The sequence below is a fragment of the Spirosoma spitsbergense DSM 19989 genome (genome assembly GCF_000374085.1).
GTDB lineage: Bacteria > Bacteroidota > Bacteroidia > Cytophagales > Spirosomataceae > Spirosoma > Spirosoma spitsbergense.
This window is the reverse complement of sequence record NZ_KB893609.1, coordinates 1-26448: the sequence shown is the minus strand read 5'-3', so window position 1 is coordinate 26448 and position 26448 is coordinate 1. Positions and strand designations below refer to the sequence as shown.

Below are 26448 nucleotides of genomic sequence, written 5' to 3'. Positions count from 1 at the left end.
GTAGGTTTCAAACTGCAACCGCATGGTATTTTCGGCATACTGGTCGCTGTGGCGAGCCAATTGCAGAAAGTTGATTCGGTGACGAACACTCAAAAACAGCATCAGAATGTGGTGTATAAATTGCCGACGGGGTTTGGTCAAATCGGGCAGGTTAGCTACTATTGTACTCAGTAGGGCTGGTCCTTGCATAAAGGCGTTGTTTGGTTTGGATGTCAGATACCCAAAACTAACACGCCTTTTTCATATCCCTAAAAATTGACGAACCATTGATGAAAAGCAAATCCATCAATTATCAGTCTGATGTCATCCTCGCCGGATTAGTGCTAATTTTAAGCGATTGCAACCGGTCAAAACCTGAACAGCATGAACCTACCGCCCAATTGTTCAGCATTGATACCACGTATGAAGACGTCGCGATACCCGAAGTTATAGACAATACCTCGGATGTTTACTTCGAACGAACTGTGGTCGCGCTTCGAAACCGTAAAAATAAGCAGGCAGAAGCCGAGCTAACCTCCGGGCTTACTGCTTTTGTGGAAGAGTCTCAAATTGGTCGGGTCGCACCGTTAAGTACACTGAGTGGGCAAGCGGCTAAAATTAAAGCCCTAATACCGCTGGTTAAAGCAGGAAAAGTAACTCCAGATATGGTTGCGTTTACCACCGGTGTTGGCGAACTTCTAATTGCTCATGATCGGATCGAAAAGGTTGAATCCCTACCGGTATTTACGGCGAAGATGAATGCACATCTGCGTCAGGTACTAAAAAATATTGAGAGGAATACGGCTCACCTCGGTCGGAAAACAGAAAAAGACGGCGTAACGGTAATCAACGACGCTCGCCGGGCACTGAATGATTTCGATAATGCGACTGTCAATGATACCAAAGAAGCTGAACAGAACGTCAGAAACAAGTTTGGAAAGGTCAAATCCTTCATCAAAAAATACACCCAGGTAGAATAATTATTGAAACTGCGTCCATCGGTTGTTGCTAATTGGTAAAGCCGGAGGTTCACGAAAGTAAAAGCCTTGTGGTTACAGAATTGCTGGCAAATCGGACAGTCAGCTTTCTTGTCGGTTTAGTGGGCTACTAAGCAGTAATCTCCCTGAGGGGTAAGTTGCGTATGAGTTGGCAAGTAAGTCAACAAAAGTAGAAAGCCGATTATGGTCAGGTAGCTTCTTTAGGTAATTTTTTATTTAAGTTTGCTAAAGAAGCCAACGACGGCCGACCGGGCAACGCAATGCGGTTCAGTACCCCGCCTATCTGTTCGGATAGGCACCCTGTCTTGAGCACTATGCTACAAAACGGCTGCCGGATTATAGTTCCCTTGACGGGCGGCACGATTAGAACTCGCCCAATAAACAAGTGCCTGTTGGGCGGCTTCTATATTCGCGTCCTGATTGTTCCATATAGCCAGTACGGGCTGCTGAATGGCCCTACTGAACGAAAAAGTCAACGCCCAGGGTAATCGCTCCTTAAATCGACTGTTCATCGCATTCAGGTGGCTGGTCGCCAGTTCGGACGATTGCCCCCCCGACAGAAATGCGATGCCCGCCACTGCAGCCGGAACCGTTCTCAATAAACACGTTACGGTCGCATCGGCCACCTGATTTATAGTGGTCTTTTCGGGACAATCTTTTCCAGTCAGTACCATGTTAGGCTTTAACAACATGCCTTCCAGCCGAACGCCCTGTGTATACAACTGAGCAAAAAGCATACCCAGGACCCTTTCGGTCACAGCAAAACAGCGCTCCAGTGTATGAGTGCCATCCGTCAGCACTTCCGGCTCTACAATGGGTACCAGTCCAGCCTCCTGACATAAGGCGGCATAGCGGGCCAGCGCATGAACGTTAGCCTCCATGCAGGCTCTCGTTGGCAGGCCTTCGCCAATGGAAAATACAGCCCGCCATTTGGCAAAACGCGCACCCAACTGAGCATATTCGGCCAGTCGTTCACGGAGTCCGTCCAGTCCGTCGGTAATTTTTTCGGCCGGGAAACCCGCCAGATCCTTAGCCCCCAGATCGACTTTAATGCCTGGAATAATGTCGGCCCGGATTAGAATATCGACAAATGAAGTACCGGTAAGCGTACTCTGACGTATCGTTTCATCGTACAAAATGGCTCCGCTGATATTTTCGCTCAATTGGGCTGTGGTGACCAATAACTCCCTGTATGCCCGCCGGGTCTCTACGGTCTGGGGAATACCCAATTCCGCGAATCGCCGGTTAGCGGTCGATGTGCTTTCGTCCATCGCCAGTAAGCCCTTGTTATCAGCAACGAGGGCTTTGGCTGTTTCGATTAATCCGGGTATATTCATCCGATCAGACTTTCCATTTCCAGTTACGAATTTCAGGCATGTCTTCTCCATATTGGTCGATATATAGCTTGTGCTCGATAAGCTTATCCGTCATCAACTGTTTTACATAAGCGCCTATGTTGCCCAGTTGGGGCAGGCGGTCCAGTAGATCCATAACCAGGTGAAAGCGATCCAGCTTATTCAGTACCGTCATATCGAAGGGTGTAGTAATAGTCCCCTCTTCCTGATAGCCATGTACGTGCAGGTTAGGATTGTTAACGCGGTTGTATGTTAGCCGATGAATCAGCCAGGGGTAACCGTGAAACGCAAAAATAACGGGCTTGTCCTGGGTGAAAAGAGCATCATAATCCGCGTCAGTCAGGCCATGGGTATGTTGGGTATGGCGTTCGAGTTTCAACAGGTCAACGATGTTGATCACCCGAATTTTCAGGTCGGGCAAATGCGATCGCAGAATCGATACGGCCGCCAGCGTTTCAAGCGTCGGTACATCGCCGCAGCAGGCCATAACGGCATCGGGTTCGATGCCATCGTCATTACTGGCCCAGGTCCAGATGCTGATACCTTCGGTACAATGCTTGATGGCAGCCTCCATGTTCAACCACTGGGGGGCCGGGTGCTTGCCTGCCACCATCACATTAACGTAATGCCGGGAGCGCAGGCAATGGTCCATTACCGACAACAAACAGTTCGCATCGGGTGGTAAATACACACGGACGATACTGGCTTTCTTGTTGATCACGTGATCCATAAAGCCGGGGTCCTGATGCGTAAATCCATTGTGATCCTGCCGCCAGACGGTGGATGTCAGCAGGTAATTTAGGGAAGCAAGTGGTCGGCGCCACGGGATTTCGAGCGTCATTTTCAGCCACTTGGCATGTTGGTTAAACATCGAATCGACAATGTGGACGAACGCTTCATAGCTGTTAAATAAACCATGCCGGCCTGTCAGCAGGTATCCCTCCAGCCATCCCTCACACTGATGTTCGCTGAGTATTTCCATGACACTGCCGGTGGGGGCCAGAAACTCGTCATTTAGAGTAGTTTCGGCATTCCATTGTCGATTCGTGGTTTCAAAAACGGCTTCCAGACGATTCGAAAGGGTTTCATCGGGGCCAAAGACCCTGAAATTTCGTGGCTCCTGATTTAACTTGATAACATCTCGCAAGAATTGCCCCGCTATATAGGTGACACTGGCCTCGATGGCCCCCGGCGACGGTACATTGACGGCGTACTCGCCGAAGTCAGGCATGTGCAAATCCTTCAGCAACAAGCCCCCATTGGCCTGAGGGTTCGTCCCCATCCGCCTGTCACCTTTCGGGGCTAATTCGGCCAGTTCCGGTCTCAGTCGCCCCTGCTCATCGAACAATTCGTCAGGTTTATAGCTTTTTAGCCAGCTTTCCAGTTGCACCAGATGCTCAGGGGGTGTGCTGGCCGACACCGAAAGCGGCACTTGATGCGCCCGGAAGGTGCCTTCGATGGGTAGTCCATCAATAACCTTTGGCCCTGTCCAGCCCTTAGGCGATTTTAATACAATCACCGGCCACCGAGGCCGTGTCGACTGATGTTGACTTCGAACATTCCGCTGAATCTCATTGATTTGTGTGATCGCCTGGTCCAGTGTGGTGGCCATGACCTGATGCATCTGTTCCGGCTCGTCGCCTACCACATAGTACGGTGTCCAGCCGTAACCGCGTAGCAACTGGTCTAATTCTTCAGGACTGATGCGCGCGAACACGGTCGGATTCGAAATTTTATAGCCGTTCAGGTGTAGGATAGGCAATACCGCCCCATCGGAAATTGGATTGAGAAACTTATTGGCGTGCCAGGCCGTCGCCAGTGGGCCGGTTTCGGCTTCTCCATCACCAATAACGCAGGCTGCGATCAATCCCGGATTATCGAAGACCGCCCCGAATGCATGACTGAGTGAGTAACCCAACTCGCCCCCTTCGTGAATCGAACCGGGCGTCTGTGGGGAGGCATGGCTAGAAATACCCCCCGGAAACGAGAACTGTTTGAACAACTTCTTCAATCCGGCTTCATCGGGGCTAACAGCCGGGTAAACTTCGCTGTACGTCCCCTCCAGGTAGGTATTGGCTACCACCGCCGGGCCACCATGACCGGGTCCGGCAATGTACATCATGTTGAGGTCGTACTTCTTAATGACCCGGTTCAGGTGTACATAAATGAAGTTCTGCCCCGGCGTAGTACCCCAGTGCCCCAGTTGCATATGCTTGACGTGAGCCAGTTCAAGGGGTTTTCGCAGCAACGGATTGTCCTGTAGATAGATCTGGCCAACGGATAAATAGTTGGCGGCCCGCCAATAGGCATTCATCCGCTGACATAGCTCCGAAGATAAGGGCATATCCCCCTGGCTTTCCATGTTTGATTGTCGATTAATATTGGTTTCCATAGTTGAGTTAGCTGGGTTGAAAAACTGGTGTTAGGCAGTGTGTAAAGAAGAGCTGCGTGGTATTGTCGTTATGAATTATTGCATCAACTGGCATAGCTCCGTTAATCCTTTAAGAGCTGGCTCACCAGTTGGGCTATCATCACTTCTTCGTTGGTTGGGATAACACGGACAGCGACCCGGCTTTCATCGGTCGAAATCACCGGTGAATTGGCTGCGTTGCGCTGTTGGTCCAGATCAATACCTAAGAAGTTCAATCCGTTGCAAATGCGGGTTCGGACTTCCGGGGCATTTTCACCAATTCCCCCCGAAAAAACCAGCGTATCCAATCCACCGAGGGCGGCTGTAAACGCTCCGACCCATTTGCGGGTTTGATAGCAGAATAGTTCGACGGCCTCAGCCGCCCGGCTATCACCGGATTGCTGTTTTAGCAGATCGTTCATATCCGAACTCGTTTCCGATACACCGAGCAAACCGGATTCATGATTGATGAGGTGGTTGAATTGTTGGGGCGTCAACGACTCCGATTGCATCAGATACCAGGCCACACCCGGATCAAGGTCGCCGGGTCGGGTGCCCATCGGCAAACCGCCGGTGGGTGTAAAGCCCATACTCGTGTCTATACTTCTGCCATCCCGAACGGCCGACAAACTTGCCCCACTACCCAGATGCGCCAAAATAAGCCGGTTCCGAGCAGCTTCCAGTCCTGCTACTCGGCCGAGTTCTCCGAGCAAATACGCATACGATAAACCGTGAAACCCGTAGCGCCGTATTCCTTTCGCATCGAACCGTCGGGGAATAGGCAAGAGTTGAGCAACGCGGGGCATTGTGCGGTGAAACGCAGTATCGAAGCAGGCAACTTGAAGCAGGTGCGGATGGCGCTTTTGAAACGTTTCAATCAACTTCATTTCGCTAGGCAGGTGATCGGGATCATAGGCACAAATACGGTGTAGTTCATTCACCAGTTCCTGCGTAATGTATGCTGGCCCCTGATGCTCCATACCCTGTACGATCCGATGCCCAACTGCCCTTATCCGGTCAAAAATGGGTTGTTTTTCCAGCCAATCGATTAAGAAATCCACGACTGATGAACCGCTGATAGCATTGACCGGAATACTGGACGACTGATGAATACCGGGGTCGGTAAATGTTAACGTTGTTCCTGGCAAACCAATGCGGTTAATGTGCCCGTAAAGGCTCCGGCTCGAAAAGTCACCCTCCTTAAAAACCGCAAACTTAATGCTTGACGAACCGCCGTTAACGGTTAAGATCTGCTTAGTTGGTGTGATCATGAGTTTCGGGGTTCTACGACTAATGGTAACCCGAGCGCTCCCAGTTTAGCCCTGGTAGACGGATAATCTACATGACAAATACCTCTAATACCCAGACTATCGGCCACGCTGACGAACATAGGCCGATCGTCAATGTAGAGTACCTGACCAACGGGAACCTGCGCAATGTCGAGGGCGACCCGAAAAATGTCGGCGTCGAGTTTGCGTAAGTGAACGAAGGATGACGAGATAAAGAAATCCACGAATTCGTTTAGGCAGAACATTTGAATACGGTGGGCATTCAGTTCGCGGCCCTCGTTGCTCACCACCGCTATTTTTAACCGGTAAGTCTCTTTTAACTGCCTGATCAACGCGATCATGTCGGGGTAAGGTCTTGACTGCGCGAACATGAACTCCCGAAAGGTACTCATAGTGAACGGGCGGGGTTCGTAAAACACGACCCGACTGAGGTATTCGTTCATTGTGAGTTTGCCTGCTTCGTACGTATCAAAGGTCAGATGATGCCGTTCTTGTAACTCGATCAAATCCAGACCAAATGTCTTGGCAGCTAGTTTACGCGACTTCTGATCCCAGCCGTTCGTGAGTAGTACCCCACCAATATCCAGAAATAAGGTTTTAATAGACTGTTCTCCTCCTAACTGGTTCTGCATGTTCATTTTGGGTTAAAAAGCTCTTAGCAAAACAACAATCAAACGTTTTAACTAAGCTTGCCAAAGAATAGGGTGGGGCGTGGGCCAGCCCATACACACAATGAACATGTAGCAACAGAAGGACCAGCATTATCACGCGGACATGTGATGGAATAAACTCCACAAAACAAATAGAATAATGGTAAGATGATTTAGTCTATTTTCATAAGTTAAGTTACTGACTGTTAATGAATTACTTTTTTAGTTTTTCAATAAATACCAGAAATTTTTCAGTTAAAAACTCTTGGTAATTCAGGGAATTTTTTTTCACTTTGCGTTCACTTCATTAATTTTTTTCAACTTGTTAGTGAGAACTCCATTAATTTGGAGAGAATACGATGGATTCTCCATTTGCATAGAAGTCTCCTATGGTTCTCGTAGCAACATGAGTTATCTCGAAACTGGATGGTTGCCTTAGTGACTAAAATCGTTGGCAGCGCATCTTGTTATGTCAAAGAATTTAACAGCTTGTATTCGGAGCTCAAGACAGTGAGCTAAAAAAAGTAGTGATTTCGCCGACATACTAAATTGAATCAAAAAGCCGCGTCCAGCTTCTGCTAGCGCGGCTTTTCAGTTAAGTGATTCTTTAAGTACAGTCAGTTGGCTTCGGAGTGGTACGTCCCGGCGGGGAACCGCACCGCGGTGGGACCGCCCATGCGGGCCGAAGCTAGGGCATAAAACCGTGTTTCACCCCTCATTTTCATCTTGTCTTGTCCCGATTTTATTCGGACGTTTACGTGGTCAAAAAGATTACGGTTTCGTGCCGTTCCTACGAGACCTTCCTTACTGACAAATCCGGCCGCAAACTAACCCCCGCCTACCGCGACATTGGTGACTTCGAAGAAGGGCTGGCGGAGTTTGTCCCCATGAAACGGAGTCCGCAAGGGCATGGACTGCACGGATTTATCGATAAACAGGGGAAGGTCATCATCGAGCCTAAGTATATCTCCACCGACCAGTTCCGCAAGGGCAAAACCTGGGTCATTTACCCGTCCGGCACGCACTACGGGCTTTCCTATATTGATAGGGCCGGAAAAGAGCTTTATAAAATACCCATCCAGTACTATCCAAGAGACTATCTGATTCGCGATTCGAAGATCGATTTTGTGTGCAACCACGATACGAAGGAAGATGTTCTTTGGTGGAGAAATGGCGAATTCTTTATTCTCAACTTTAATTTTACCCCTTTCGTCGAACAGCAGCTCCTGCAATCCAAATCCATTTCTTCCTTTAAGTACCAGGGGAAATTTGGCATCATCGACAAGGATTTAGCACTGAAAGTTCCGGTGGCACTCGATGACGTTGATGCCGACTTCACCTATTCGGGCCAGGGCATGGAACGGGTGCGATATGGTGACAAGTACGGTTACGTTAGCCCGATAACGGGTGAACTGCTGGTACCTTTCAACTACACCGATACCCGGAAGCCCACCAACGGCCTTTTTTGGGTCAAAAAGAACGGTAAATGGGGCTGTATCGACAAAACCGGCACGTTGCGCATTCCGCATCAATACGACGAAGCTACCGGCTTTACGGCCGAAAACAGGTCAGCCGTGGCCATCAACGGCAAGTTCGGCCATATCGACAAGTCCGGTAACGTGCGCACGCCGTTGACATACGATTTTGCCTCCTATTATAAGCACGGCCTCTCGATGGTTCGTATCGATGACAAATACGGCTACATTGATACGACCGGCCGTTTCATCATTCAAACCATCTACGACGAAGCGTTACCGTTTGACCATGCGACGACCATAGTTGAGCGTTCCTGGCTCCGGTTCGAACTCTCGCGGGATGGCAGGGAGCATTTCATCGGGTTTTCCTTTAAGCTCAATGCGCTGTTGATCATCGCTGGCATGCTGGTCTTTATCTGGCTTAGCAGCTTGTTCTACCAAGTAAAAAGCAGGTTCTGGCCCGGGTCTGATAAGGCCCATCGAAGTCAAGGCCATTGACCATTAAGATGGGATCTCTATACAAAGGTTCGGTCCAAAAATGGGCAGTAGTAAATGTCAATCCGGTTTGTTCGGCGACCATGAAGGAGACAATTCTTTTTTTATGTCCCAACCCATTCTCAATAGGAGTAAGTAACTTTCCTGACAAGCGATGCTTTTCCATGGGACGCCAGTGGCCCTAAAAACCCCAGTCTGTAGCATGAGAAATGTACTGATTGTTAACCTCCTCCCCGTTTTAGCCGGAGCAATTTTTCTTTTCAGTGGCGTTGACGCAGCAAGCCAATCCATGGACGTCAGTTCGACGGTTGGATCAAATAAAATTACCTTGCGTTTGGACAAGAAGGGAGAATTGCACTACCAGGTAACCCGCGGAAATAAGACCATTATTGCCGATTCTCCGCTGGGCCTGAACGGTGACGACCAGAATTTCACGGCTGGACTATCCATCGTCGCCATTTCACCCGTTGAAGCCAGAAGGGAGAAATACGACTTGAAGGTCGGCAACGTCAAAACGATCGATCACGTTTTTAAAACGAAAAGTATAACAGTCAAAAACCGCACGGGCGCGCTCCTTAGTATTGATTTGGTTGCCGGAGAGGAGGGTGTTGCTTTCCGCTACCGGTTTCCCGATCAGAACAAAAGAATACGGGTGATCAACGAGGAGATCACCGGCTTTCAGATTGAAAAAGGGGCGCAGGGTTGGTTGCAGCCTTATAATAAAGCGGGAAAATATACCCCGGGCTATGAAGATTTTTACCTCAAAATAAAGTCAGGTGACTCAATCAGCCATCCCCGTAACCCCTCTGTGGGGTGGTGTATGCCTGCCTTATTTAAGGTAAATGATACTAAAAATTGGGTTTTACTGGCGGAGTCCGGAACGGATGGTTCGTTTCCAGGCTGTCATTTGCAACCCGATTCCAGGGGAGGAATGTATACGATTGCCTTTGCGGAAAAAGACGAAAAATATACCCTGCCTCTGGACGATAACAATCATCCGGCATCCACTCTTCCCTGGACGATGCCCTGGCGGGTGATCATCATTGGTGAACAGGCTGGGGACATCCTGCTGTCAAGCCTGGTTACGGATTTGGCTCCTGCCTCTAAACTTGAGGATACATCCTGGATCGAACCGGGAAAAGCCTCCTGGTCCTGGTGGTCACATCCCGATGATCAGTCACCGGAAATCTATAACGAATTCACGAATCTTGCCGCTTCGTTGGGCTTCAGCTACACGCTGTTTGATGCTGGCTGGGAGAAAGCCGACTCAGCGGGAGGTATCATTGCCAGGGCTACATCCCAGGGGGTCAAACCAATGGTATGGGGCTATTCGGCCGCGTATTTTAACCCGGAAAAAAGAAGGAAGCGATTCAAGGAATTGGCGGCAATGGGCGTCAAAGGAGTTAAAATAGACTTTTGGTGCTCCGACCGGCAGGAGGTAATGGCCTGCTTTCAGTCACTTTTTGCGGATGCCGCCGAAGAACATTTGCTGGTTAACCTTCACGGAACTACCGTTCCAAGAGGCTGGCACCGAACCTGGCCCAATTTCATGACTGCAGAGGCTGTTTTAGGAACGGAAAGTTATTTTTATGAACCTAGATTTCCGGCTAAGGCCGCCGAGCAGAATACGGTACTGCCCTTCACCAGAAATGTGGTCGGCCCAACCGACTACACCCCGTTTGCCCTAACCATGCGAAAATATCCCCGGTTGAACACGGCGGTCCATGAGCTCGCTACGGCGATGATCTATACGTCGGGCATTATTCATTTTGCGGATTCAAAAGAGGTTTTTGATTCACTACCGGTGTCGGTTCGAGCTTTGTTGAAAGACATGCCTGCCAGCTGGGATAAAACGGAAAGTATTGTGGCTGAACCGGGTGAGCAAATCATACTCGCACGTCAGAAGGGCCGCCTTTCCTACATTATCGGTATAAATGGCACCAATAAATCATCCCATGTCCAACTAAATCTGGCCAGATATGCCAGGGAATTTTCTAAAGTTAGGGTCATTACGGAAGGCGAGAATCCATTAATGACGTTTAAAACGGAAACGTATCCAGTCACCTCCACTTGGTGGTACACGGTTGCTCCCAAAGGAGGCTTTATCATTCAGTTCGTCAACGAGTAAGACTGGTCGAGTTAGGCAATTAGCCTTTACTGTGTAATTATCTCAAAAAACGATTCTAAGTGAAACGAGGAATTGTTTATGTATCTGCTACTTAAGTGACCAGGCCTACAAGTCGTACGCGACTCTGAGGCAAATCGTGACGCTTGGGGCGTTTTAAGAGGCCGAATTCTATTTTCAACTAGTATTTTACCGTTAATCAAATTAGAAGAAAGCTGATCTAAAGCTTTTCAATAATTTGCACTTTTCATAGTAAGCGTTCAGGAAATGTAATCTTTTCGTGATCGTTTTCAGGCTTAGAAGTCACAGATCGTTCAGAGATATTGTTTTTGACTGGTAAACCAGTTGACAAACTAATGTCTTCATACCATTTTTGGTTAGATGTCTGTGGCAATCTGGACAAAATAGAGGTTATTTTTGTTAGTTTTGTACAGCATTCATTGAGCTATGGCAACCACAAACGTAAAGTCTAGAAGGAGAAAGCCGCTTAAGGTCAAACTACTTAATGCATCCGGTCAGGTGATTGAAGGGATTATTCTATCTGGTCAACTTGCCAAAGAGGACCCAAGTCTAGCCATAGCTCATGAGCTGGGCAAACATCAGCACATTGAACCGACTAGTATTCTTTGATTACCGTAACAAAACCTGCCCTACTTTGCGACACAGGGTTGTTGAGCCGTGTTTTTTTAGCGAAAGCACCGTTTTTAGACGCTTATCTAAAGGCTACTGAAACTTATCAGGAAATTATTAGCACGGCTGTATTTATTGAATTACAACATTGGCTACTCATCCAACGGGGTCTGGCTATACCCATAAGCCGAGCGGAGTATGATCGGCATCGAAAACGGTTGGAAAATCTTATCGTTCTCAATAGTGATGGGGTGAGTGAGCAAGCTTTGAATGTGGCCCGTCGCTGGCCTGACACTGGCGTTGGTGATGCCTATACGATTGCGACGGCATTAGTCTTTGATGTACCCGTTTTTACGCTGAATCCCAAGCATTTTGAGCGGATGCAAGGTATTCAACTCTATAAGCCTGAAAATTATCAGCTATTACTCCAAAGTACAAGACGCAGTTAAGAAAAGCTTTAGGAAACTTTTAACACAAAGCTTATTCTACAGTAGCCGATGCATAGTCCCCTTTATAAAAACGTTCAGAAAAACCTCAGCCTCATCCAAACAACTGAACGATTAAACTGAACGGGTTTATTGAACGCCAAAAGTCTGTTTTCAGACCCCTCCCTCCTACCTAGCTAGCGTCCAGGAAAACCTCCCTTATCATGCGGCTGAAAAGGCACGTCGTTCCAGTCGACCCAGAAAGAGCCACCCGCTTTTTGTCCCCGTTCCGGATTGGTCGGTTCCTTGGACTGGTATCGCATTACATAATAGGTAACGGGCGTATCTTCTTTATTCGCAAAGCCATGTTCGTCGCCCGGTGCCATGAGGGCGATACTGCCCGCGCCCAGCGTTTTTGTTTTACCCGCTATGGTTACGGTGAGTTTGCCTTCCTTAATAATGATGAGTTCCTCATCGTCGTGTTTATGCGCCGGATGCGGAGCCTGATGAGGCATAACCGTGGTGGCGTGAACCTTTAGGTGGCTAAAATCACGCGTGCTTCCTTCCAGCAGTACCCGCTGTTCTGAAGTCTCTTTCCTGACGACAGGTGTATCGGCCCATACATACGTTCGGGACTCGACAGCCTGGGCTGATAACTGGTGCGCGGTCAGATTCAGATAGAAGAGAACGACGAGGGCGAAACGGAAAAGCATGATAGCCAGTATAGTGTGGTGCTATAAGGCAGGGCTCGTAATCAGTTACTGCCAGTCGGTTAAAAACAGGCAGGTATTGACAAAAGCGTCATCGTATCAATTAATAACCTTTCGGCTGAATGACGGTTATTCTGGTTCATCATAAAGGCAATTGGTATGCACATATCGTGGCAAAAGAAAGCTGTTTTGTGGACAATGGCGGGGGTGGGGGCCTGGGTGGCGCTCAAATCGGGTCTGGCTAAAAAACGCGCTATCGATTTTAGGGGAAAGACGGTCGTTATTACGGGTGGATCGCGGGGCCTGGGCCTGGAGATAGCCCGGTTGCTGGCGCAGGAGGGGGCTAATCTGGCCCTGTGTGCCCGCGATGCCGACGAACTGGACCGCGCCCGACATGAGTTGCAGGCCTACGGCGTATCCGTGTACACTCAACCCTGCGAGCTGACCGATAAATCGCAGATTGACCAGTTCATTACCAATGTTCAGAAAGCGTTCGGACCAATTGACGTGCTCATCAACAATGCGGGGATTATTCTGGTAACGCCCTACGAAAACGCGACGGAAGCTGATTTCCGGGAGTCGATGGAAACAAATTTCTGGGCTGCTTTTCATATGGTTAATGCGGTACTGCCCAAGATGCGTTTGCGAAAGCAGGGGCGTATAGTCAACATTGCGTCCATTGGTGGCAAAGTTGCCATTCCCCACCTGTCGACGTACTCGACCAGTAAATTTGCGCTGGTGGGCTATTCGGAAGGACTACGCGCCGAACTGCTGAACGATGGTATTTACGTCACTACCATCTGCCCCGGCCTGATGCGCACGGGTAGTCCGCGCAACGCGCTTTTCAAAGGGCAGAACGAGAAAGAATATGCCGCTTTCAAAATCAGTGATTCGATTCCGTTGCTCACAATGAGTTCGGAGAATGCGGCCCGGCAGGTTGTGGAGGCCTGTCGTCATGGGCAGGTCGAGCGGTTGCTTTCGTTACCTGCGAAGGTTGGGGTTGCTATTCAGGGAGTTGCCCCAAACCTGCTGGCCGAAGTGGTGTCCATCGTAGCGCGTATGCTCCCCGCGCCGGGCGGTATTGGCGAAGCGAGACGTATGGGAAAAGACCGCGAATCGGCCCTGTCGGAGTCCGTACTGACCACGCTGACCGATAAGGCCGCCGAACGCAACAACGAAAACCTCAATTGAGTGGTAATGGGCACAAGTTTCAACCCTGAGTAAATAGCCCACCACCCGATTCGAACAGTCGTAAATAGCATTGGTTTTTGGGGTGTTTTCTAGGACTAACGTTTTACTGGTTTATGAAAAAGAATTGTTAAACGGTTTTTCGATAGCGCCATGAGGCCAGCCCAATCAGGGCTACGGACATCGCCAGCAGGGCATAAAACTGGGTTTGCATGTCGCGGAAGGTACTGCCTTTGAGGATTACATTCCGCCCTACTTCAATGATGTACCGGAGTGGATTGAACAGGTTGATATACTGCGCCCACTGTGGCATGTCGTCTGTGGAGGAGAACAGGCCGCTGAGCAGTATGAAGAGCACAAGGCAGAAGAATACCGCAAACATGGCCTGCTGCTGGGTTTCGGAAATAGCCGAAATTAACAGGCCGAGGCCCACGCAGAGCAGCAGAAACAGGAAAGCAAATCCGTAAAGCAAGGGGATGCTGCCCTGGATGGGAATACGGAAAAAGAAAGCCGCTACCAGCATCCCCAGCGTGAACTGTACCAGGCCGATGAGCACGAAGGGCGTGAGCTTGCCCAGAATGAACTCGTGCTTTTTGATGGGTGTGACGTTGAGCTGCTCCTGGGTGCCGATTTCTTTCTCGCGCACGATGTTGAGAGCGGCAATCATCCCGCCAATCAGTAGCAGCAACTCGAATAGAATTCCCGGTACCATAAATGTTTTGTACTCCAGACGCGGATTGTACCAGTACTGGTTTTCGATGTCCAGCCGGGCACCACCGGCCGGTTCCAGCCCTACCGTTTCGGATCGGATGTCAGTGTTGAAATCGCGGATGATGCTTTGCGCGTAACCCGACGCGATGCCCGCCTTTGTGCCATCGATGGCACTGACCAGCAACTGTACCGACGAGTGGTTTGCCTTGCCCAGATCGCGCTCGAAGTGGGGTGAGATAAGCAGAATCAGGTCGGCGTGGCCCGTCAGCAGTTCATGGTAGGCGGGTTTGTAGGCGGGCGCGTAGCCCAGGAAATGGAAATTATCGATGTAGCGAAACTTGCTCACCAGACGCCGTGCGTAGGGGGTATGGTCCTGATCAACCACGACAATGTTGAGGTTTTTGACCTCGAAATTAGCCGCGTACGACAGCAGGATCAATTGCATGACCGGAGCCGCCAGCATCATCCTGAGCAGCACCGCATTGCGAAAAAGCTGCCGGAATTCCTTTTCAATCATGAATTTTATCCGTCTCATAGGTGAAAGAGTGAAAGAGCCAAAGAGTGAATGAGTAGTACTGAAAGCGTCAGCCAATGCACTCTTTCGCTCTTTCACCATTAATTTAGTCTCGGTTTTAAATTCTTTAAACTTGCGGCCATCAGCACCGTGGCCATCAAAAAAAGGACCAGTGTCGGTCGCCATAGGTCTGCCAGGCCAACCCCTTTAATCATAATGCCTTTCACGATATCGATGAAGTACCTGGCCGGAATGATGGTCGACACGATCTGCAAAAACCGGGGCATACTGTCAATGGGAAACAGAAAGCCCGACAGAAAAATAGTGGGCAACAACAGCACCAGCATCGAAATGAACATGGCCACCAACTGCGTATCGGCCAGTGTCGAGACCAGCAGGCCCAGGGACAGCGACAGAAAGATGAACAGCAGCGTTTCACTGAGCAGTAACAGCAGGCTGCCGTTGAGCGGAATACCCAGCAAAAACACGCCCAGTGCAATGATAATGCAACCGTTGATGAACGACAGCAGCAGGTAAGGTAGCACCTTGCCGAACAGAATCTGTAGCTGACTTAATGGCGATACCATTAGCACTTCCATAGTGCCGGTTTCTTTCTCGCGGGCAATCGTTATGGACGTCATGAGCGCCGACACCAGCAGGAGTACCAGGGACATTACGCCCGGCACGAACACAAATGCGCCCTTCAACTCCGGGTTGAACACCATCTGCGACTGTACCTCGATCTGCATGGATGGTCTGGCATCGGATGGATTCTGGTCCGCCTGATACCCCTGAATGATGTTGGTGGCGTAGTTAGTCAGCGTGATAGCCGTGTTCTGCTCCGACGCATCGGTCAGTAGCTGCACCTGCGCCTTGCCACCGTGGGCGTAGTCGTGAGTGAAACCGACCGGAAAAATCACCACCAGCTTCACGTGTCCCTGCCGAAACGTGGCTTCTACATCGCGATAAGCTGTCAGGTTGCGGGTTAGCTGGAAGTAGCCCGACGACAGCAGCCGGTCGGTAAGTTGTCGACTGTGTTGCCCGTGGTCGAAATCCAGCACGGCGACTTTGGCGTTCTTTATCTCGTTGGTCAGTGCAAAGCCGAACAGTAATACCATCGCCAGCGGCATCCCGAACAAAATCAGCAACGTCCGCCGGTCGCGCAGGATGTGGAAGAATTCTTTTTTTACGAAAGCGAAAAAGCGGTTCATAATCGAGGTCATTGATGGTCATTTGTCTACGGCGTCATTGGCTACGCTTCGTCATTCGTTACACTGTCATTAATGGTTTTTAACGACGCCATAGGCTTATGACTATTTCGTCGACGTACCCCGTGCCAGAATCTGGAAAACGCCGTCCATCGAATCAGTACCAAACTGCTGTTTCAGCGCACCCGGTGTGTCCAGTGCTTTGATTCGGCCATCGACCATGATCGACACCCGGTTGCAGTATTCGGCCTCATCCATGTAGTGCGTGGTCACAAAAATGGTTGTGCCCCGGTGGGCCGCTTCGTAAATCATATCCCAGAACTGCCTCCGGGTAATGGGGTCGACCCCGCCCGTCGGTTCGTCCAGAAATACCACTTTCGGGTCGTGAATCAGGGCTACCGAAAAGGCCAGTCGCTGTTTCCAGCCCAGCGGCAGTGATACCGTCAGTTTATCGGCCACACTGCCTAAGCCAAGTTGCTGAATGATGGCATCCGATTTGGCCTTCAGGTTGGTGCGGTTGAGGCCGTAGATGCCGCCGTAAAACCGGATGTTTTCACGCACGGTCAGATCATCGTAGAGCGAAAATTTCTGGCTCATGTAGCCAATCACCTGCTTGATCTGCTCCGACTGTTTATAGACATCGAACCCGGCTACGGTGGCCTCACCCGATGTGGGTTTCAATAAACCACACAGCATCCGCATGGCCGTGGTTTTCCCGGCGCCGTTGGCCCCCAGAAAGCCGAAAATCTCGCCCTGTGCTACGTCGAACGTGATTTCGTTCGTGGCTACGAAGTCGCCGAATTTCTTGGTCAGTTTATTGGTTACAACGGCTTTCATTGCTACATTTTTGGGAACGCTGATCGATTCGGTTTTCAGGATCAAAAATTCCAGCGATCATTGTTCCATTAAGGCCATGAATGAATCTTCAATACCGGCTTCAATGGGTTTTATGACTACGTTACTGTGCTGTTTTTCAATTAGATATTGCTGGATTGAAGCCGCCGAAACGCCCTCCTTCGTTGTCAGATGCAGGAATTCACCAAAGGCGTAGCAAGTGACGGTGAATGGCGCTTTTCGCAAATCCTGAATCAGTTGGTACGTATCGCTGGCTTTCACCGCAAACAGTGGTTTCCTGAACAGATGCTCAACACCTTCGGGGGTATCTATTGCCAGAATCCGGCCGTTCTGCATCAGCGCTATCCGGTCGCACTGACCCGCTTCGTCCATGTAGGGTGTCGATACCAGAATCGTTAACCCGCGTTTTTTGAGGGTTTGCAGCATCTCCCAGAATTCCCTGCGCGACACGGCATCGACGCCCGTGGTTGGCTCATCCAGAAACAGTACTGCCGGCTTGTGAATCAGGGCGCAGCACAGCGCGAGTTTCTGCTTCATTCCACCCGACAATGCCCCCGCCCGCCGTTTTTTGAACGGCTCCAGCTGTACGTAAATCTCCCGGATTAGGTCGTAGTTAACCTCGATAGTAGTACCAAAGACGGTGGCGAAAAACGACAGGTTTTCTTCGACACTCAGATCGGGGTAGAGTGAAAATCGGCCCGGCATATACCCCACCATCGTTCGCAGAGCCCGGAAGTCCCGCACTACATCGCGTCCGGCCACGGTAGCCCTACCTGCATCGGGCAGCAACAGCGTAACCAGCATTTTGAAGAGCGTGGTTTTGCCCGCACCGTCCGGCCCAATCAGCCCGAAAAGTTCGCCCTCCCTGACGGTCAGCGAAACGTCCTGTACCGCGCGGGTATCGCCAAAGGCTTTCGATAGGTGGTCGATGATGATTGCGTCCATAGGGTTGTTATTCACTGCCTGACCTGTCATTTGGCTTCGGCGTCATTGGTAGTCATTAGATGATGCCAGTCACAACGAATGACCCCGCAGCGTAATAATAATGAATGACACCGAAGGTAAATGGCTATTTAAACCTTACCTCACCCGGCATCCCAATCTTGAGGGTACCATCGTTTTTGACGCTGATTTTCATGGCGTACACCAGATTGACCCGTTCATCTTTGGTCTGGATAATTTTGGGCGTAAACTCGGCCTTGCTCGAAACCCAGGTGACGGTGCCTTCGTAAGGCTTGAGTTTATCATCGGGGGCATCGACAAAAACCGTTACCCGCTGCCCCGTTTTGACGTTCGTTAACTGATCGCCTGCCACATAGGCGCGTAGGATGATGTTGTCTAAGGCGGCTACGTTGTAGAGAGGTTTTCCATAACTGACTACCTCGCCCGGCTCGGCGTATTTTACCGTGACGGTGCCCCCAACGGGGTTTATGACGGCCGATTTGGCAATCTGATCGTCAATCTGCTTCACTTGTTCGGCCAGCGGTGCTGCTTCGGCCGACGTACCGCTGCGTTGGGTATTCAGGGCTGATGCCTGAGCTACCCGTTGCTGGCGAATCAGCGCGATCTGTCGGTTTATACCGTCCATTTGCGCCTGAATATCGTCGAGTTGCTTTGTTGGCGCAGCCCCGGCAGCAATCAGATTCCGGGTGCGCTGTTTCTCGCGTTCCAGCGTTTTTAACTGCTGTTGCTGCACCGCAACCTGATTGTCGAAGGCCGACAGTTGTGCCGCTACATTGGGGGTTCGGCTTTGTACGGCCTTTTTGCTGGCTAAAAGCTGCGCTTTGCGGAGTTTGAGTTGCTCCGTGTCGATTTGACCAACGGTTTGCCCGGCTTTCAGCGATTCGCCTTCCTGAACGGTAAACTGCTGTAGGGTACCCGTCGCTTCGGCGGAGACTGTAGTTTCGACAGCCTCAAAATTGCCGTAGGCATCGGCGGTATCGTCGTTATTCTGACAGGCAGAAGCAACCACGACGAGACAGAAAAGTAAGGGTATGCAGGCAGGTTTCATGTTCGTTAATTGCCGGTTAGTGTGCGGTACTGGATTTGGGCAAGCAGCAGTTGGAGGGCGTGCAGTTTCTGATTGAGCAGCGCCTGGTTTTCATTGATAAGTTCGGTGGTGTAGTCGCGGGCGGCAATCACACCATTGTCGAGTTGCACGGTAGCGGCCTGTCGTACCTTCGTTCGTAAGGCCACAATTTCGGCATCGGTGCTGAGTTGCGCCTGAATCCGGTCAATTTCGGTTTGCTGCTGCCGAAGTTGCACCGTCATGTTTTGCTCAAACGTCTGCCGTTGTACATCTACCAGTTGCTGGTTGAGGGCAATTACCTGACGGTCGTTTTTAAGCGTATACCCGGCCGACAGGTTCCAGTTGAGCCGCACCCCACCGATGAAAAATCCCCGAAAGGTATTGTTCAGCAGATTCAGCCCCGGTCGGCCGACACCGCCTTGTCCGAACAGACTCAGCCGGGGCTTTACCTTGTTATCGGCCAGCCGGAACTGCGTGTCGTAGACCTGCCGCTGGAGGGTATAAAGCTGTAATTCAGGGCGGTTGAGCGGCAGGCTACCAGGGTCGGGCGGGGTTTCGACCACCAGCCGGGTACTATCGCCAATGGGCAGGTCGGTGAGCAGGTGGAGCGCATCGCGTAGTCCCCGTCGGGTGGCAGTTAAATCGGCCATACGCTGCCGCGACCGCAAATATTCCGCCCGCAGGATATCTACACTGGTTTGTGCTACCGTCCCGAACGTAACACTGGCGCTGAGCTTGTCAATACGGTTCTGAAGGTCGGCCAGTAAAATCTGGGTCAGGCGAATGTTCTCGTCGGTGAGCAGGGCGTTGAGGAAAAAGCCGTTTACCTGGTCGTTGAGTCGGCGGAGTTCTACCTCGACCTGTTGCTGGGCGGTGGCGGTGCTGGCCCGTTGCAGGTCGGTTTGCAGGCGGGTCAGATTGCCATCGTAAATAGGGTACGACGCATCGAGGGTCAGTTTATACTGGTCTTTGCTGATTTGAGGAATGGAAATGTTAGGGAGTTCGATGGGAATATTCGTCACTTCTGATTGCCACGTCGCCTGACCGTTTATCGCCAGCTGGGGCAACTGGCGGGTTTTGTTCAGGCTGGCCACGGCGAGGTCGCCCGTTTGCTGCAAAATCGCCTTTTGTTTGCTTTGCAGATAGTGGGCGCGGGCAGCTGCGTAACACTGCTCCAGCGTAATCGGGGGCTGGGCCAGTGCCGGTAGCCAGCCAAGCCAGAAGAAGCCGAGTATGTACGTTTTCATATAAATTTAAACTGACGTTCTAAACAGTTGTTTAATATACGGACAAAAAAATTAGGGTAGTCGTAACCAGGCCATAATCATTTCGGGCACCATTTGCTTACGGGCTTCTATAAACTGCTGAAAGCCGTTATTGTCAAGCGACCCAACATACGAAATAACGGGGCGTGCCATGATCGGAAAGATGATATTACTCATAATAGTAACAATAATCTGCAACGGTTCAACGGAGCGAATATGGCCTTTTTCGGCCTCTTCAACCAACTGCCGACGGAAATAGGACCCCTCAATTAGTGCTTTTACGTTCATTTCCTCAAAAAAACGGCTCCCTTCCTGCCGCTGTTCGGCCAGGATAAACATAGGCACCGACGGGTTTTCGAGGATAAAGTCGGTATACCGGTCAACGATCTTCCAGATTTTCACTTCCAGTGGCGTTTCTTCGTTAACCAGTACGGCAATCCGACCAATAAACTCCCGAAACGTTTCGAGGTATATACTCTTGAATAACTGCTCTTTACTGCGAAAGTAGTAGTTGACCATGGCCAGATTAACGCCAGCTTCGTCAGCAATCTGACGGATTTTGGCTCCTTCGTAACCATTCTCCAGAAACACCCGTCGGGCCACTTCTCTTATTTTCGACTCAGTATCCTGTACTACCATAGTGTTCTCCGTGATGCAAATATAATAAAAGAGTCAGTAACTAAACAAGTGTTTAGTTTTTTATTTAGTAAAATCAAGTGAATAATTTGTTGCTGATTCCTCTACAGGATCATTTAAGGCTTTCTAAACGATCCCGTAGAACCTGAACAACCTGCCAACAGACGACACGAGTCCAGCCATTACCCGGACAGGGTTTGCCGACTGGAATCGTATCGTTTGAAAGAAGGTTGTTCGGTGGGGGTACAACACATCCACTAGGGCCCACCAGCTAGTCATCCTGGATGGTTACGTCGTGTTCTTTAGCGGCTTTTTTGATCCGGTCTTTGATGACCTTTACCTCGTCGGCGTCGTACTTGGCTGCATTGTCTTTGTGGTTGATGTAACTCCATGCAGCCCTGACGTGCTCGGGCGTATCAATGGGGTACTTTTTGTTGGTGCGGTCCGCGTAGTCAACGTCGCCGTATTTGTGTTCACCTGAGGTCGGATTAACATCATCGCGCCGGTCTATTTTAGGGTCGTTTGCCATGATCGTTGAGTGTTTGGCTGGATGTAAGTAACTATAGACACCAATCGAATGTTCACTAACCGTACAACCTTGAACTACCCGTATGTCATCACTATTTTCCCCGTTATCCATTCGTACTATTACGCTTAAAAATCGTATTGTTGTTTCGCCTATGTGCCAATATTCCAGCGAAGATGGTTTCTCTACCGACTGGCACCTGGTGCATCTGGGGAGTCGGGCAGTAGGAGGAGCAGGCTTGATTTTTACCGAAGCTACGGCGGTTTCGGCCGAAGGACGCATTACCCCCGAAGACCTGGGCATCTGGAAAGACGAACACATTGAGGGCCTGCAGCGAATTACGCGGTTTATCCGGCAAAATGGTTCCGTGCCGGGTATTCAACTGGCGCACGCCGGTCGCAAAGCCAGCCACCGCCGACCCTGGGAGGGTGGCAATCTGATTTTGCCAACGGATGACCGGGGCTGGCAGACGGTAGGGCCGAGTGCCCTCTCGTTTCAGGGAACTGGCCCGGAACCAATAGCTTTAACCGCCGAAGGAATTGAAAAAGTGCTTACCGATTTCCAAATGGCGGCACAGCGTGCTCTGACGGCGGGTTTCCAGGTTGTCGAAATCCATGCCGCGCATGGCTATTTACTGCACGAGTTTCTGTCGCCCCTGAGTAATCAGCGTACGGACGACTATGGCGGTTCCTTCGCTAATCGTGTCCGGCTGCTGCTGGACGTTGTCGGGCAGGTGCAAACCGTATGGCCATCGGAACTGCCGCTTTTTGTCCGTATATCGGCTACTGACTGGACGGAGGGTGGCTGGACGATTGACGATTCTGTGGCGCTGGCTGGTCTTCTGAAAGATAAGGGCGTTGATGTAGTAGACTGCTCATCGGGCGGCAACGTGGCAACGGCTAAAATTCCGCTGAAGCCGGGCTATCAGGTGCCTTTCGCCGAACGCATCAAAAAAGAAACGGGGATTATGACTGCTGCCGTAGGATTGATTACCTCGCCCGAACAGGCAAATGCTATTTTGACCAGCGGGCAGGCCGACCTCGTTTTGCTGGCCAGGGAGTTTCTGCGCGACCCCTACTTCCCGCTTCATGCTGCCCAGGCAACCGGTGCTGCCACGGCCTGGCCGGTTCAGTACGAACGCGCCCGGCCCCGATGAATAAATGACCAGGCCGTCGGATTTTAAACATTTTCCTGACGGAGCGAGTAAGTACTGGTGTTCTTATTATTTACTCTCTCAGTCGGTGTTAGCCATCGGGTTAAATGAACTGCCGGAAGAAAATCATTTCATCTATTAATCGATAACTACTATGCGTTGGTTAGGAGGTCGTCAAAGCGATAATGTAGAAGACCGCCGGGGAAGCGGTGGGGGCGGGCTGCTGGTTGGCGGTGGCATTGGTACGGTAGTGGTAGCTATCATCGTAATGCTATTAGGGGGCGACCCGTCGGAAATTCTGAATCAGACGGCACCAGACCAGGCAACGTCGCAACAGGCCCCGACAGGCCCACAAGCCGATGATGATGCGGCTATTTTTACGAGCCGGGTGCTGGCCAGCACGGAAGATGTCTGGACCAAACTATTTGCCGAGCAGGGTTCGCAGTACCGCAAACCAACGTTGGTCATGTTTCGGGGTGTTACCTCATCGGGTTGTGGTACCGCCCAGCAGGCAATGGGGCCTTTTTACTGCCCCCTCGATCAGAAAGTGTATATCGACCTATCGTTTTATGATGAACTGGCCCGGCGCTTCAATGCCCCCGGCGATTTTGCCATGGCGTACGTTGTAGCCCACGAAATTGGTCACCACGTGCAGAAGCAACTGGGAATTATGGATAAAACTGACCAGCTACGCCAGCAATTGAGCCAGCGGGACTACAACCGCGTATCGGTTCGGCTGGAACTCCAGGCCGACTTTTTTGCCGGCGTTTGGGCGCACCATGCGCAGGGGCAGAGTATGGCCCTCAATGACAGCGACGTTGAGTCGGCCCTGACGGCGGCTAATGCCATTGGTGACGATAAAATTCAGGAGGAAACGCAGGGGCGGGTCGTTCCCGATGCGTTTACGCACGGCACTTCAGCCCAGCGGGTGTATTGGTTCAAGAAGGGGCTCCGAACTGGTGATCTTAGCCAGGGAGATACCTTCAACAGCCGCGAAGACTCTAATCTGTAGTAATCGGGTTTAGGATATAGGAATAATAAACGGAGCTGAAAAGGCTCCGTTTTTATGTTTTGGGTAGGTCGCATTCAGTTACCAACTAGAGTAGTCGCCTGTCCTGCCGGGCTTTTTTCTGCCAACTTACCTAACGCACTACCGTATGACTGTACCGGGTTTTTACAAAATACTCTTCCAGGCGACCGGTTATACGCTGGCCATGCTATTGGTTTGGATTGGTCTGGATACGGTCATTGACGGAACTGCCTGGGCAGGTATGCAGGTAAGTAAGTCAGCCCTGACGGTTGAGTACTGCGAGTTCAACCGGGTGACCCGGTTCTTCCACCAACCAATGAACACCTACTCCAATCTGGCTTACTTCTTCTGGGGCGTCCTGATTGTACGAATCGCGTGGTATGATTACCAGAACCAGGATAAAATCGGGCAGAACAGGCTGGAGAAATTCCCGTTGCTTTCGGCCCTGATGGGTGTCAGCTTTGTGTACCTGAGTTTTGGCAGTGCGTTCTTTCACGCATCCCTGACGTACGCCGGGCAGCGTGTCGACATGAATGGAACGTACGGTATTATGGTCTCGCTGGCGGGCATTGCGCTCTACCATGTTCTGTACAAAATCAGACTCATGGACGTGCATAAAATTGGTTGGGTGGTATGCCTGGTAATGGTTATCGGGCTGTTTTACTGGCTGGCACTGCTGGTATCCAGCGCCCTGCTGGTACCGGCGTTGATTCTATTCCTGAACGTGCTGATGGTCATAAACTATGGTCAATTCAGAAAAGAACGGTCTTTGCTCCTGATTGTCCTAAGTCTGGTATTGATCGTAGCCGCCATAAAAATACGGACGCTGGACGTGCAGAAGGTCAATTGTGACCCTTATTCGTTTATTCAGGGACACGCTGTCTGGCATTTCCTGACAGCATTGAGCAGTTTTTGCAGTTATGCGTTCTTTCGCTTCGGTGGCACAACAAGGCGGTTTTAATGAGCCGACGCTACCTGAGGTGCCTTCGTCGTTTGTACGGCTGGGGATGTCGTAAAATCCATCATTCTGGTTAGATTTCACTGGTTTGGCGCTTTTCGGCACAAGTCAGATGATGGCGCACAAAAAGAATTCAGTTGCGCTTTTTCCGAGAAATAGCTGTGTCGTTTGTTAACGTAACGTTAGATTATAGAACAAAAACGAAGTTGAATTTACAGTCTCACTTTATCAAAAGATGGCCCTGTAGGATAGCTTGGGTCCTAGGGCTTACCTTGCTGTTAGCTGGGACCGGTTGGGCACAATTGACAATTCACGGACAAATCTTTGGTGGAAAGAATCAAGAGCCTTTACCATTCGCCAACGTTTTTCTTTCCGGTACAACAAAGGGGACAACCACCGATCAAACTGGCGCATTTACCTTGCTCAACGTTCCCTTGGGAAAGTTCGACTTAATTGTCTCTTACATCGGCTTTACTACCCTGAAAACAACTATCCAGACTCAAGAGCAAAAAACTTACCGCTTTTTGCTTAAACCGCTCGATAATCAGCTGGATGCAATTACTATCAAAGCCCGTCGCCGACGGGGGCCAGACTGGACCAAGCAGTTAGCTCAGTTTACCGATAATTTCATTGGTATGAGCCAGAATGCAAACCAGTGTCGACTACTTAATCCACAGGTGCTGTCATTTGATCAAACCGCCGAAACACTTACGGTTACAGCACAAGAACCCCTGTTGATCGAGAACAAAGCCTTAGGATATCGAATAAAGTTTCAGTTAGAGTACTTCACCTATACCTATGCCTCTTACCTTGTTTCTTATGAGGGCGACCCTGTTTTTGAACCTCTCATAGCTAAAGATTCCGTAGAAACTCAACGCTGGAATGAAAACCGTCGTAAAGCATATCTAGGGTCAACTATGCACTTTGGACGTGCTTTATATCGTCATCAGTTGGTGCAGGAAGGTTTTGTTATACAGAAGGTAATTGAGCGCCGAAACAGGCGGGGAGAAATAAAGCTGGTGGCTTTGCCAGGGGATACCACTGTACTAGCTCAGTCTTTAATCAATCCTAAAAAAGTGGTTCCTTTACCCATGGCACCCTATAAAATCCTGCTTGATACGGTTCATTCAACTGTACTTCATCCGGTCATTGCATTTCCAGATTTTGTGCAGGTGACTTACACCAAAGAAAAAGAACCTTACGAATTTCAACGCGCTCGCCGTTCGGCTAAGTATGATTTTGATATTGTTTTCCAAACCTCACTAATCCGTATGTTGGAGCCGAGTGCAACCGTTGAAGCGAACGGCCAATTCTGGAATCCTCACAGTATACGCAGTGAAGGGTATTGGGCTTGGGAGTTAATAGCGGACGATCTACCTTTTGATTATAACCCTGAAGAGCAGACTACAGTATCGAAATAGTACTATCTCAAGGGTAAAGTTCTATGAATGATAAACCACTTTCTAAGAATATTTTCATAACATATTGTGAGTTATAAAACCTGTCTGGAAAACGTACAAATTACAGATCATCTGCTTCGTTGTATTTTAGATAAGTCAAGGGTTCCTGGTACCGGATTTCTGCGGCTGTAGTACGATTGGTTTTATCTAATTGTAACAGTTTGCAATGATCGCTAAACAAAAGCTGCCATTACTGCTGTTGATGTGGTTGCACCCAAACACCTCCAGTAGCATGGCAGCTTCCAAAGATAAAATAAACTTCGCCACTATCTTCATTCCTATCGCTCAAAAAGACTATCCCCGCTTCATGAAAGAAATCGCTTTTGCCCGCCAACAAATCCAAGGATGGCTCCAGAAGCAACCCCAGTTGCTAC

The 26448-nt window shown here is 50.1% G+C and carries 24 protein-coding genes; 10 read left to right on the top strand and 14 right to left on the bottom strand.

Annotated elements, in window-relative coordinates; translation table 11 throughout:
- Positions 1-189: hypothetical protein (locus tag B157_RS0132000; protein WP_026309102.1), on the bottom strand; the 189-nt coding region annotated here is incomplete at its 3' end.
- Positions 190-269: 80 nt separating this feature from the next.
- Between B157_RS0132000 and B157_RS0131995 the strand changes: the two genes are divergently transcribed.
- Complete coding sequence (locus tag B157_RS0131995) at positions 270-959, top strand: hypothetical protein (protein ID WP_020607381.1); 690 nt, start codon at positions 270-272, stop codon at positions 957-959.
- A gap of 335 nt (positions 960-1294) precedes the next feature.
- On the opposite strand, the gene B157_RS0131990 is transcribed toward B157_RS0131995, so the two are convergent.
- The 4 genes from B157_RS0131990 to B157_RS0131975 form a co-directional block, all read right to left on the bottom strand.
- Positions 1295-2314 carry a class I fructose-bisphosphate aldolase gene (locus tag B157_RS0131990; protein ID WP_020607380.1) on the bottom strand — a complete coding sequence of 340 codons (1020 nt, stop codon included), beginning with the start codon at positions 2312-2314 and terminating at the stop codon, positions 1295-1297.
- A 4-nt stretch (positions 2315-2318) separates the two neighbouring features.
- On the bottom strand, positions 2319-4724 hold the full coding sequence (locus B157_RS0131985) for a phosphoketolase family protein (RefSeq protein WP_020607379.1): 2406 nt from the start codon (positions 4722-4724) through the stop codon (positions 2319-2321).
- 101 nt (positions 4725-4825) lie between these two features.
- Positions 4826-6013 carry an acetate/propionate family kinase gene (locus tag B157_RS0131980; RefSeq protein ID WP_020607378.1) on the bottom strand — a complete coding sequence of 396 codons (1188 nt, stop codon included), beginning with the start codon at positions 6011-6013 and terminating at the stop codon, positions 4826-4828.
- Positions 6010-6663 (bottom strand): HAD family hydrolase, encoded by a 654-nt coding sequence (locus B157_RS0131975; protein ID WP_169521823.1) that lies wholly within the window; start codon positions 6661-6663, stop codon positions 6010-6012. The genes B157_RS0131980 and B157_RS0131975 overlap by 4 nt, the downstream gene beginning before the upstream one ends.
- A gap of 749 nt (positions 6664-7412) precedes the next feature.
- Between B157_RS0131975 and B157_RS0131965 the strand changes: the two genes are divergently transcribed.
- From B157_RS0131965 to B157_RS0131950, 3 genes are all read left to right on the top strand, one after another.
- Complete coding sequence (locus B157_RS0131965; protein ID WP_020607375.1) at positions 7413-8654, top strand: WG repeat-containing protein; 1242 nt, start codon at positions 7413-7415, stop codon at positions 8652-8654.
- Positions 8655-8853: 199 nt separating this feature from the next.
- Positions 8854-10779: a glycoside hydrolase family 97 protein gene (locus B157_RS0131960; RefSeq protein WP_020607374.1), complete on the top strand. Its 1926-nt coding sequence runs from the start codon at positions 8854-8856 to the stop codon at positions 10777-10779.
- 623 nt (positions 10780-11402) lie between these two features.
- On the top strand, positions 11403-11855 hold the full coding sequence (locus B157_RS0131950) for a type II toxin-antitoxin system VapC family toxin (protein WP_020607372.1): 453 nt from the start codon (positions 11403-11405) through the stop codon (positions 11853-11855).
- Positions 11856-12028: 173 nt separating this feature from the next.
- On the opposite strand, the gene B157_RS36445 is transcribed toward B157_RS0131950, so the two are convergent.
- Positions 12029-12544 carry a cupin domain-containing protein gene (locus tag B157_RS36445; protein ID WP_020607371.1) on the bottom strand — a complete coding sequence of 172 codons (516 nt, stop codon included), beginning with the start codon at positions 12542-12544 and terminating at the stop codon, positions 12029-12031.
- Between the two features lie 156 nt (positions 12545-12700).
- Here B157_RS36445 and B157_RS0131940 point away from each other — a divergent pair, with 156 nt between their 5' ends.
- Positions 12701-13732, top strand: coding sequence for an SDR family NAD(P)-dependent oxidoreductase (locus B157_RS0131940; protein ID WP_026309100.1), 1032 nt, complete (start codon positions 12701-12703; stop codon positions 13730-13732).
- A gap of 127 nt (positions 13733-13859) precedes the next feature.
- On the opposite strand, the gene B157_RS0131935 is transcribed toward B157_RS0131940, so the two are convergent.
- From B157_RS0131935 to B157_RS0131900, 8 genes are all read right to left on the bottom strand, one after another.
- Complete coding sequence (locus B157_RS0131935) at positions 13860-14975, bottom strand: ABC transporter permease (RefSeq protein WP_020607369.1); 1116 nt, start codon at positions 14973-14975, stop codon at positions 13860-13862.
- 80 nt (positions 14976-15055) lie between these two features.
- Positions 15056-16165 (bottom strand): ABC transporter permease, encoded by a 1110-nt coding sequence (locus B157_RS0131930; protein ID WP_026309099.1) that lies wholly within the window; start codon positions 16163-16165, stop codon positions 15056-15058.
- 102 nt (positions 16166-16267) lie between these two features.
- Positions 16268-16999, bottom strand: a complete 732-nt coding sequence (locus B157_RS0131925; protein ID WP_084761897.1) for an ABC transporter ATP-binding protein — start codon at positions 16997-16999, stop codon at positions 16268-16270.
- Positions 17000-17056: 57 nt separating this feature from the next.
- Complete coding sequence (locus B157_RS0131920) at positions 17057-17962, bottom strand: ABC transporter ATP-binding protein (protein ID WP_020607366.1); 906 nt, start codon at positions 17960-17962, stop codon at positions 17057-17059.
- A 124-nt stretch (positions 17963-18086) separates the two neighbouring features.
- Entirely contained in the window at positions 18087-19028 is a 942-nt protein-coding gene (locus B157_RS0131915) for an HlyD family secretion protein (RefSeq protein WP_020607365.1), read from the bottom strand.
- A gap of 5 nt (positions 19029-19033) precedes the next feature.
- Positions 19034-20293 (bottom strand): TolC family protein, encoded by a 1260-nt coding sequence (locus B157_RS0131910; protein ID WP_020607364.1) that lies wholly within the window; start codon positions 20291-20293, stop codon positions 19034-19036.
- 51 nt (positions 20294-20344) lie between these two features.
- The gene (locus tag B157_RS0131905; protein ID WP_020607363.1) at positions 20345-20950 is read right to left on the bottom strand and encodes a TetR/AcrR family transcriptional regulator; all 606 of its coding nucleotides are present in this window, start codon (positions 20948-20950) and stop codon (positions 20345-20347) included.
- 268 nt (positions 20951-21218) lie between these two features.
- Positions 21219-21476: a DUF6582 domain-containing protein gene (locus B157_RS0131900; protein ID WP_026309098.1), complete on the bottom strand. Its 258-nt coding sequence runs from the start codon at positions 21474-21476 to the stop codon at positions 21219-21221.
- 82 nt (positions 21477-21558) lie between these two features.
- Here B157_RS0131900 and B157_RS0131895 point away from each other — a divergent pair, with 82 nt between their 5' ends.
- The 5 genes from B157_RS0131895 to B157_RS36440 all read left to right on the top strand — a co-directional run.
- The gene (locus tag B157_RS0131895) at positions 21559-22629 is read left to right on the top strand and encodes an NADH:flavin oxidoreductase/NADH oxidase (protein WP_026309097.1); all 1071 of its coding nucleotides are present in this window, start codon (positions 21559-21561) and stop codon (positions 22627-22629) included.
- A 151-nt stretch (positions 22630-22780) separates the two neighbouring features.
- Entirely contained in the window at positions 22781-23638 is an 858-nt protein-coding gene (gene ypfJ, locus B157_RS0131890) for a KPN_02809 family neutral zinc metallopeptidase (protein WP_020607360.1), read from the top strand.
- 145 nt (positions 23639-23783) lie between these two features.
- Entirely contained in the window at positions 23784-24617 is an 834-nt protein-coding gene (locus B157_RS0131885) for a ceramidase domain-containing protein (RefSeq protein ID WP_020607359.1), read from the top strand.
- A gap of 299 nt (positions 24618-24916) precedes the next feature.
- A complete protein-coding gene (locus B157_RS0131880; RefSeq protein WP_169521821.1) occupies positions 24917-26035 on the top strand; it encodes a carboxypeptidase-like regulatory domain-containing protein in 1119 nt (372 codons plus the stop codon).
- Between the two features lie 205 nt (positions 26036-26240).
- A partial coding sequence (locus B157_RS36440) for a hypothetical protein (RefSeq protein ID WP_041952384.1) occupies positions 26241-26448 on the top strand: 208 nt, incomplete at its 3' end.

Bases quoted from the DNA above. Each gene is read 5' to 3' on its own strand.
- B157_RS0131995 (WP_020607381.1), top strand. From the start codon at position 270: ATGAAAAGCAAATCCATCAATTATCAGTCTGATGTCATCCTCGCCGGA.
- B157_RS0131990 (WP_020607380.1), bottom strand. From the start codon at position 2,314: ATGAATATACCCGGATTAATCGAAACAGCCAAAGCCCTCGTTGCTGAT.
- B157_RS0131985 (WP_020607379.1), bottom strand. From the start codon at position 4,724: ATGGAAACCAATATTAATCGACAATCAAACATGGAAAGCCAGGGGGAT.
- B157_RS0131980 (WP_020607378.1), bottom strand. From the start codon at position 6,013: ATGATCACACCAACTAAGCAGATCTTAACCGTTAACGGCGGTTCGTCA.
- B157_RS0131975 (WP_169521823.1), bottom strand. From the start codon at position 6,663: ATGCAGAACCAGTTAGGAGGAGAACAGTCTATTAAAACCTTATTTCTG.
- B157_RS0131960 (WP_020607374.1), top strand. From the start codon at position 8,854: ATGAGAAATGTACTGATTGTTAACCTCCTCCCCGTTTTAGCCGGAGCA.
- B157_RS36445 (WP_020607371.1), bottom strand. From the start codon at position 12,544: ATGCTTTTCCGTTTCGCCCTCGTCGTTCTCTTCTATCTGAATCTGACC.
- B157_RS0131940 (WP_026309100.1), top strand. From the start codon at position 12,701: ATGCACATATCGTGGCAAAAGAAAGCTGTTTTGTGGACAATGGCGGGG.
- B157_RS0131935 (WP_020607369.1), bottom strand. From the start codon at position 14,975: ATGAGACGGATAAAATTCATGATTGAAAAGGAATTCCGGCAGCTTTTT.
- B157_RS0131930 (WP_026309099.1), bottom strand. From the start codon at position 16,165: ATGAACCGCTTTTTCGCTTTCGTAAAAAAAGAATTCTTCCACATCCTG.
- B157_RS0131925 (WP_084761897.1), bottom strand. From the start codon at position 16,999: ATGAAAGCCGTTGTAACCAATAAACTGACCAAGAAATTCGGCGACTTC.
- B157_RS0131920 (WP_020607366.1), bottom strand. From the start codon at position 17,962: ATGGACGCAATCATCATCGACCACCTATCGAAAGCCTTTGGCGATACC.
- B157_RS0131915 (WP_020607365.1), bottom strand. From the start codon at position 19,028: ATGAAACCTGCCTGCATACCCTTACTTTTCTGTCTCGTCGTGGTTGCT.
- B157_RS0131910 (WP_020607364.1), bottom strand. From the start codon at position 20,293: ATGAAAACGTACATACTCGGCTTCTTCTGGCTTGGCTGGCTACCGGCA.
- B157_RS0131905 (WP_020607363.1), bottom strand. From the start codon at position 20,950: ATGGTAGTACAGGATACTGAGTCGAAAATAAGAGAAGTGGCCCGACGG.
- B157_RS0131900 (WP_026309098.1), bottom strand. From the start codon at position 21,476: ATGGCAAACGACCCTAAAATAGACCGGCGCGATGATGTTAATCCGACC.
- B157_RS0131895 (WP_026309097.1), top strand. From the start codon at position 21,559: ATGTCATCACTATTTTCCCCGTTATCCATTCGTACTATTACGCTTAAA.
- ypfJ (WP_020607360.1), top strand. From the start codon at position 22,781: ATGCGTTGGTTAGGAGGTCGTCAAAGCGATAATGTAGAAGACCGCCGG.
- B157_RS0131885 (WP_020607359.1), top strand. From the start codon at position 23,784: ATGACTGTACCGGGTTTTTACAAAATACTCTTCCAGGCGACCGGTTAT.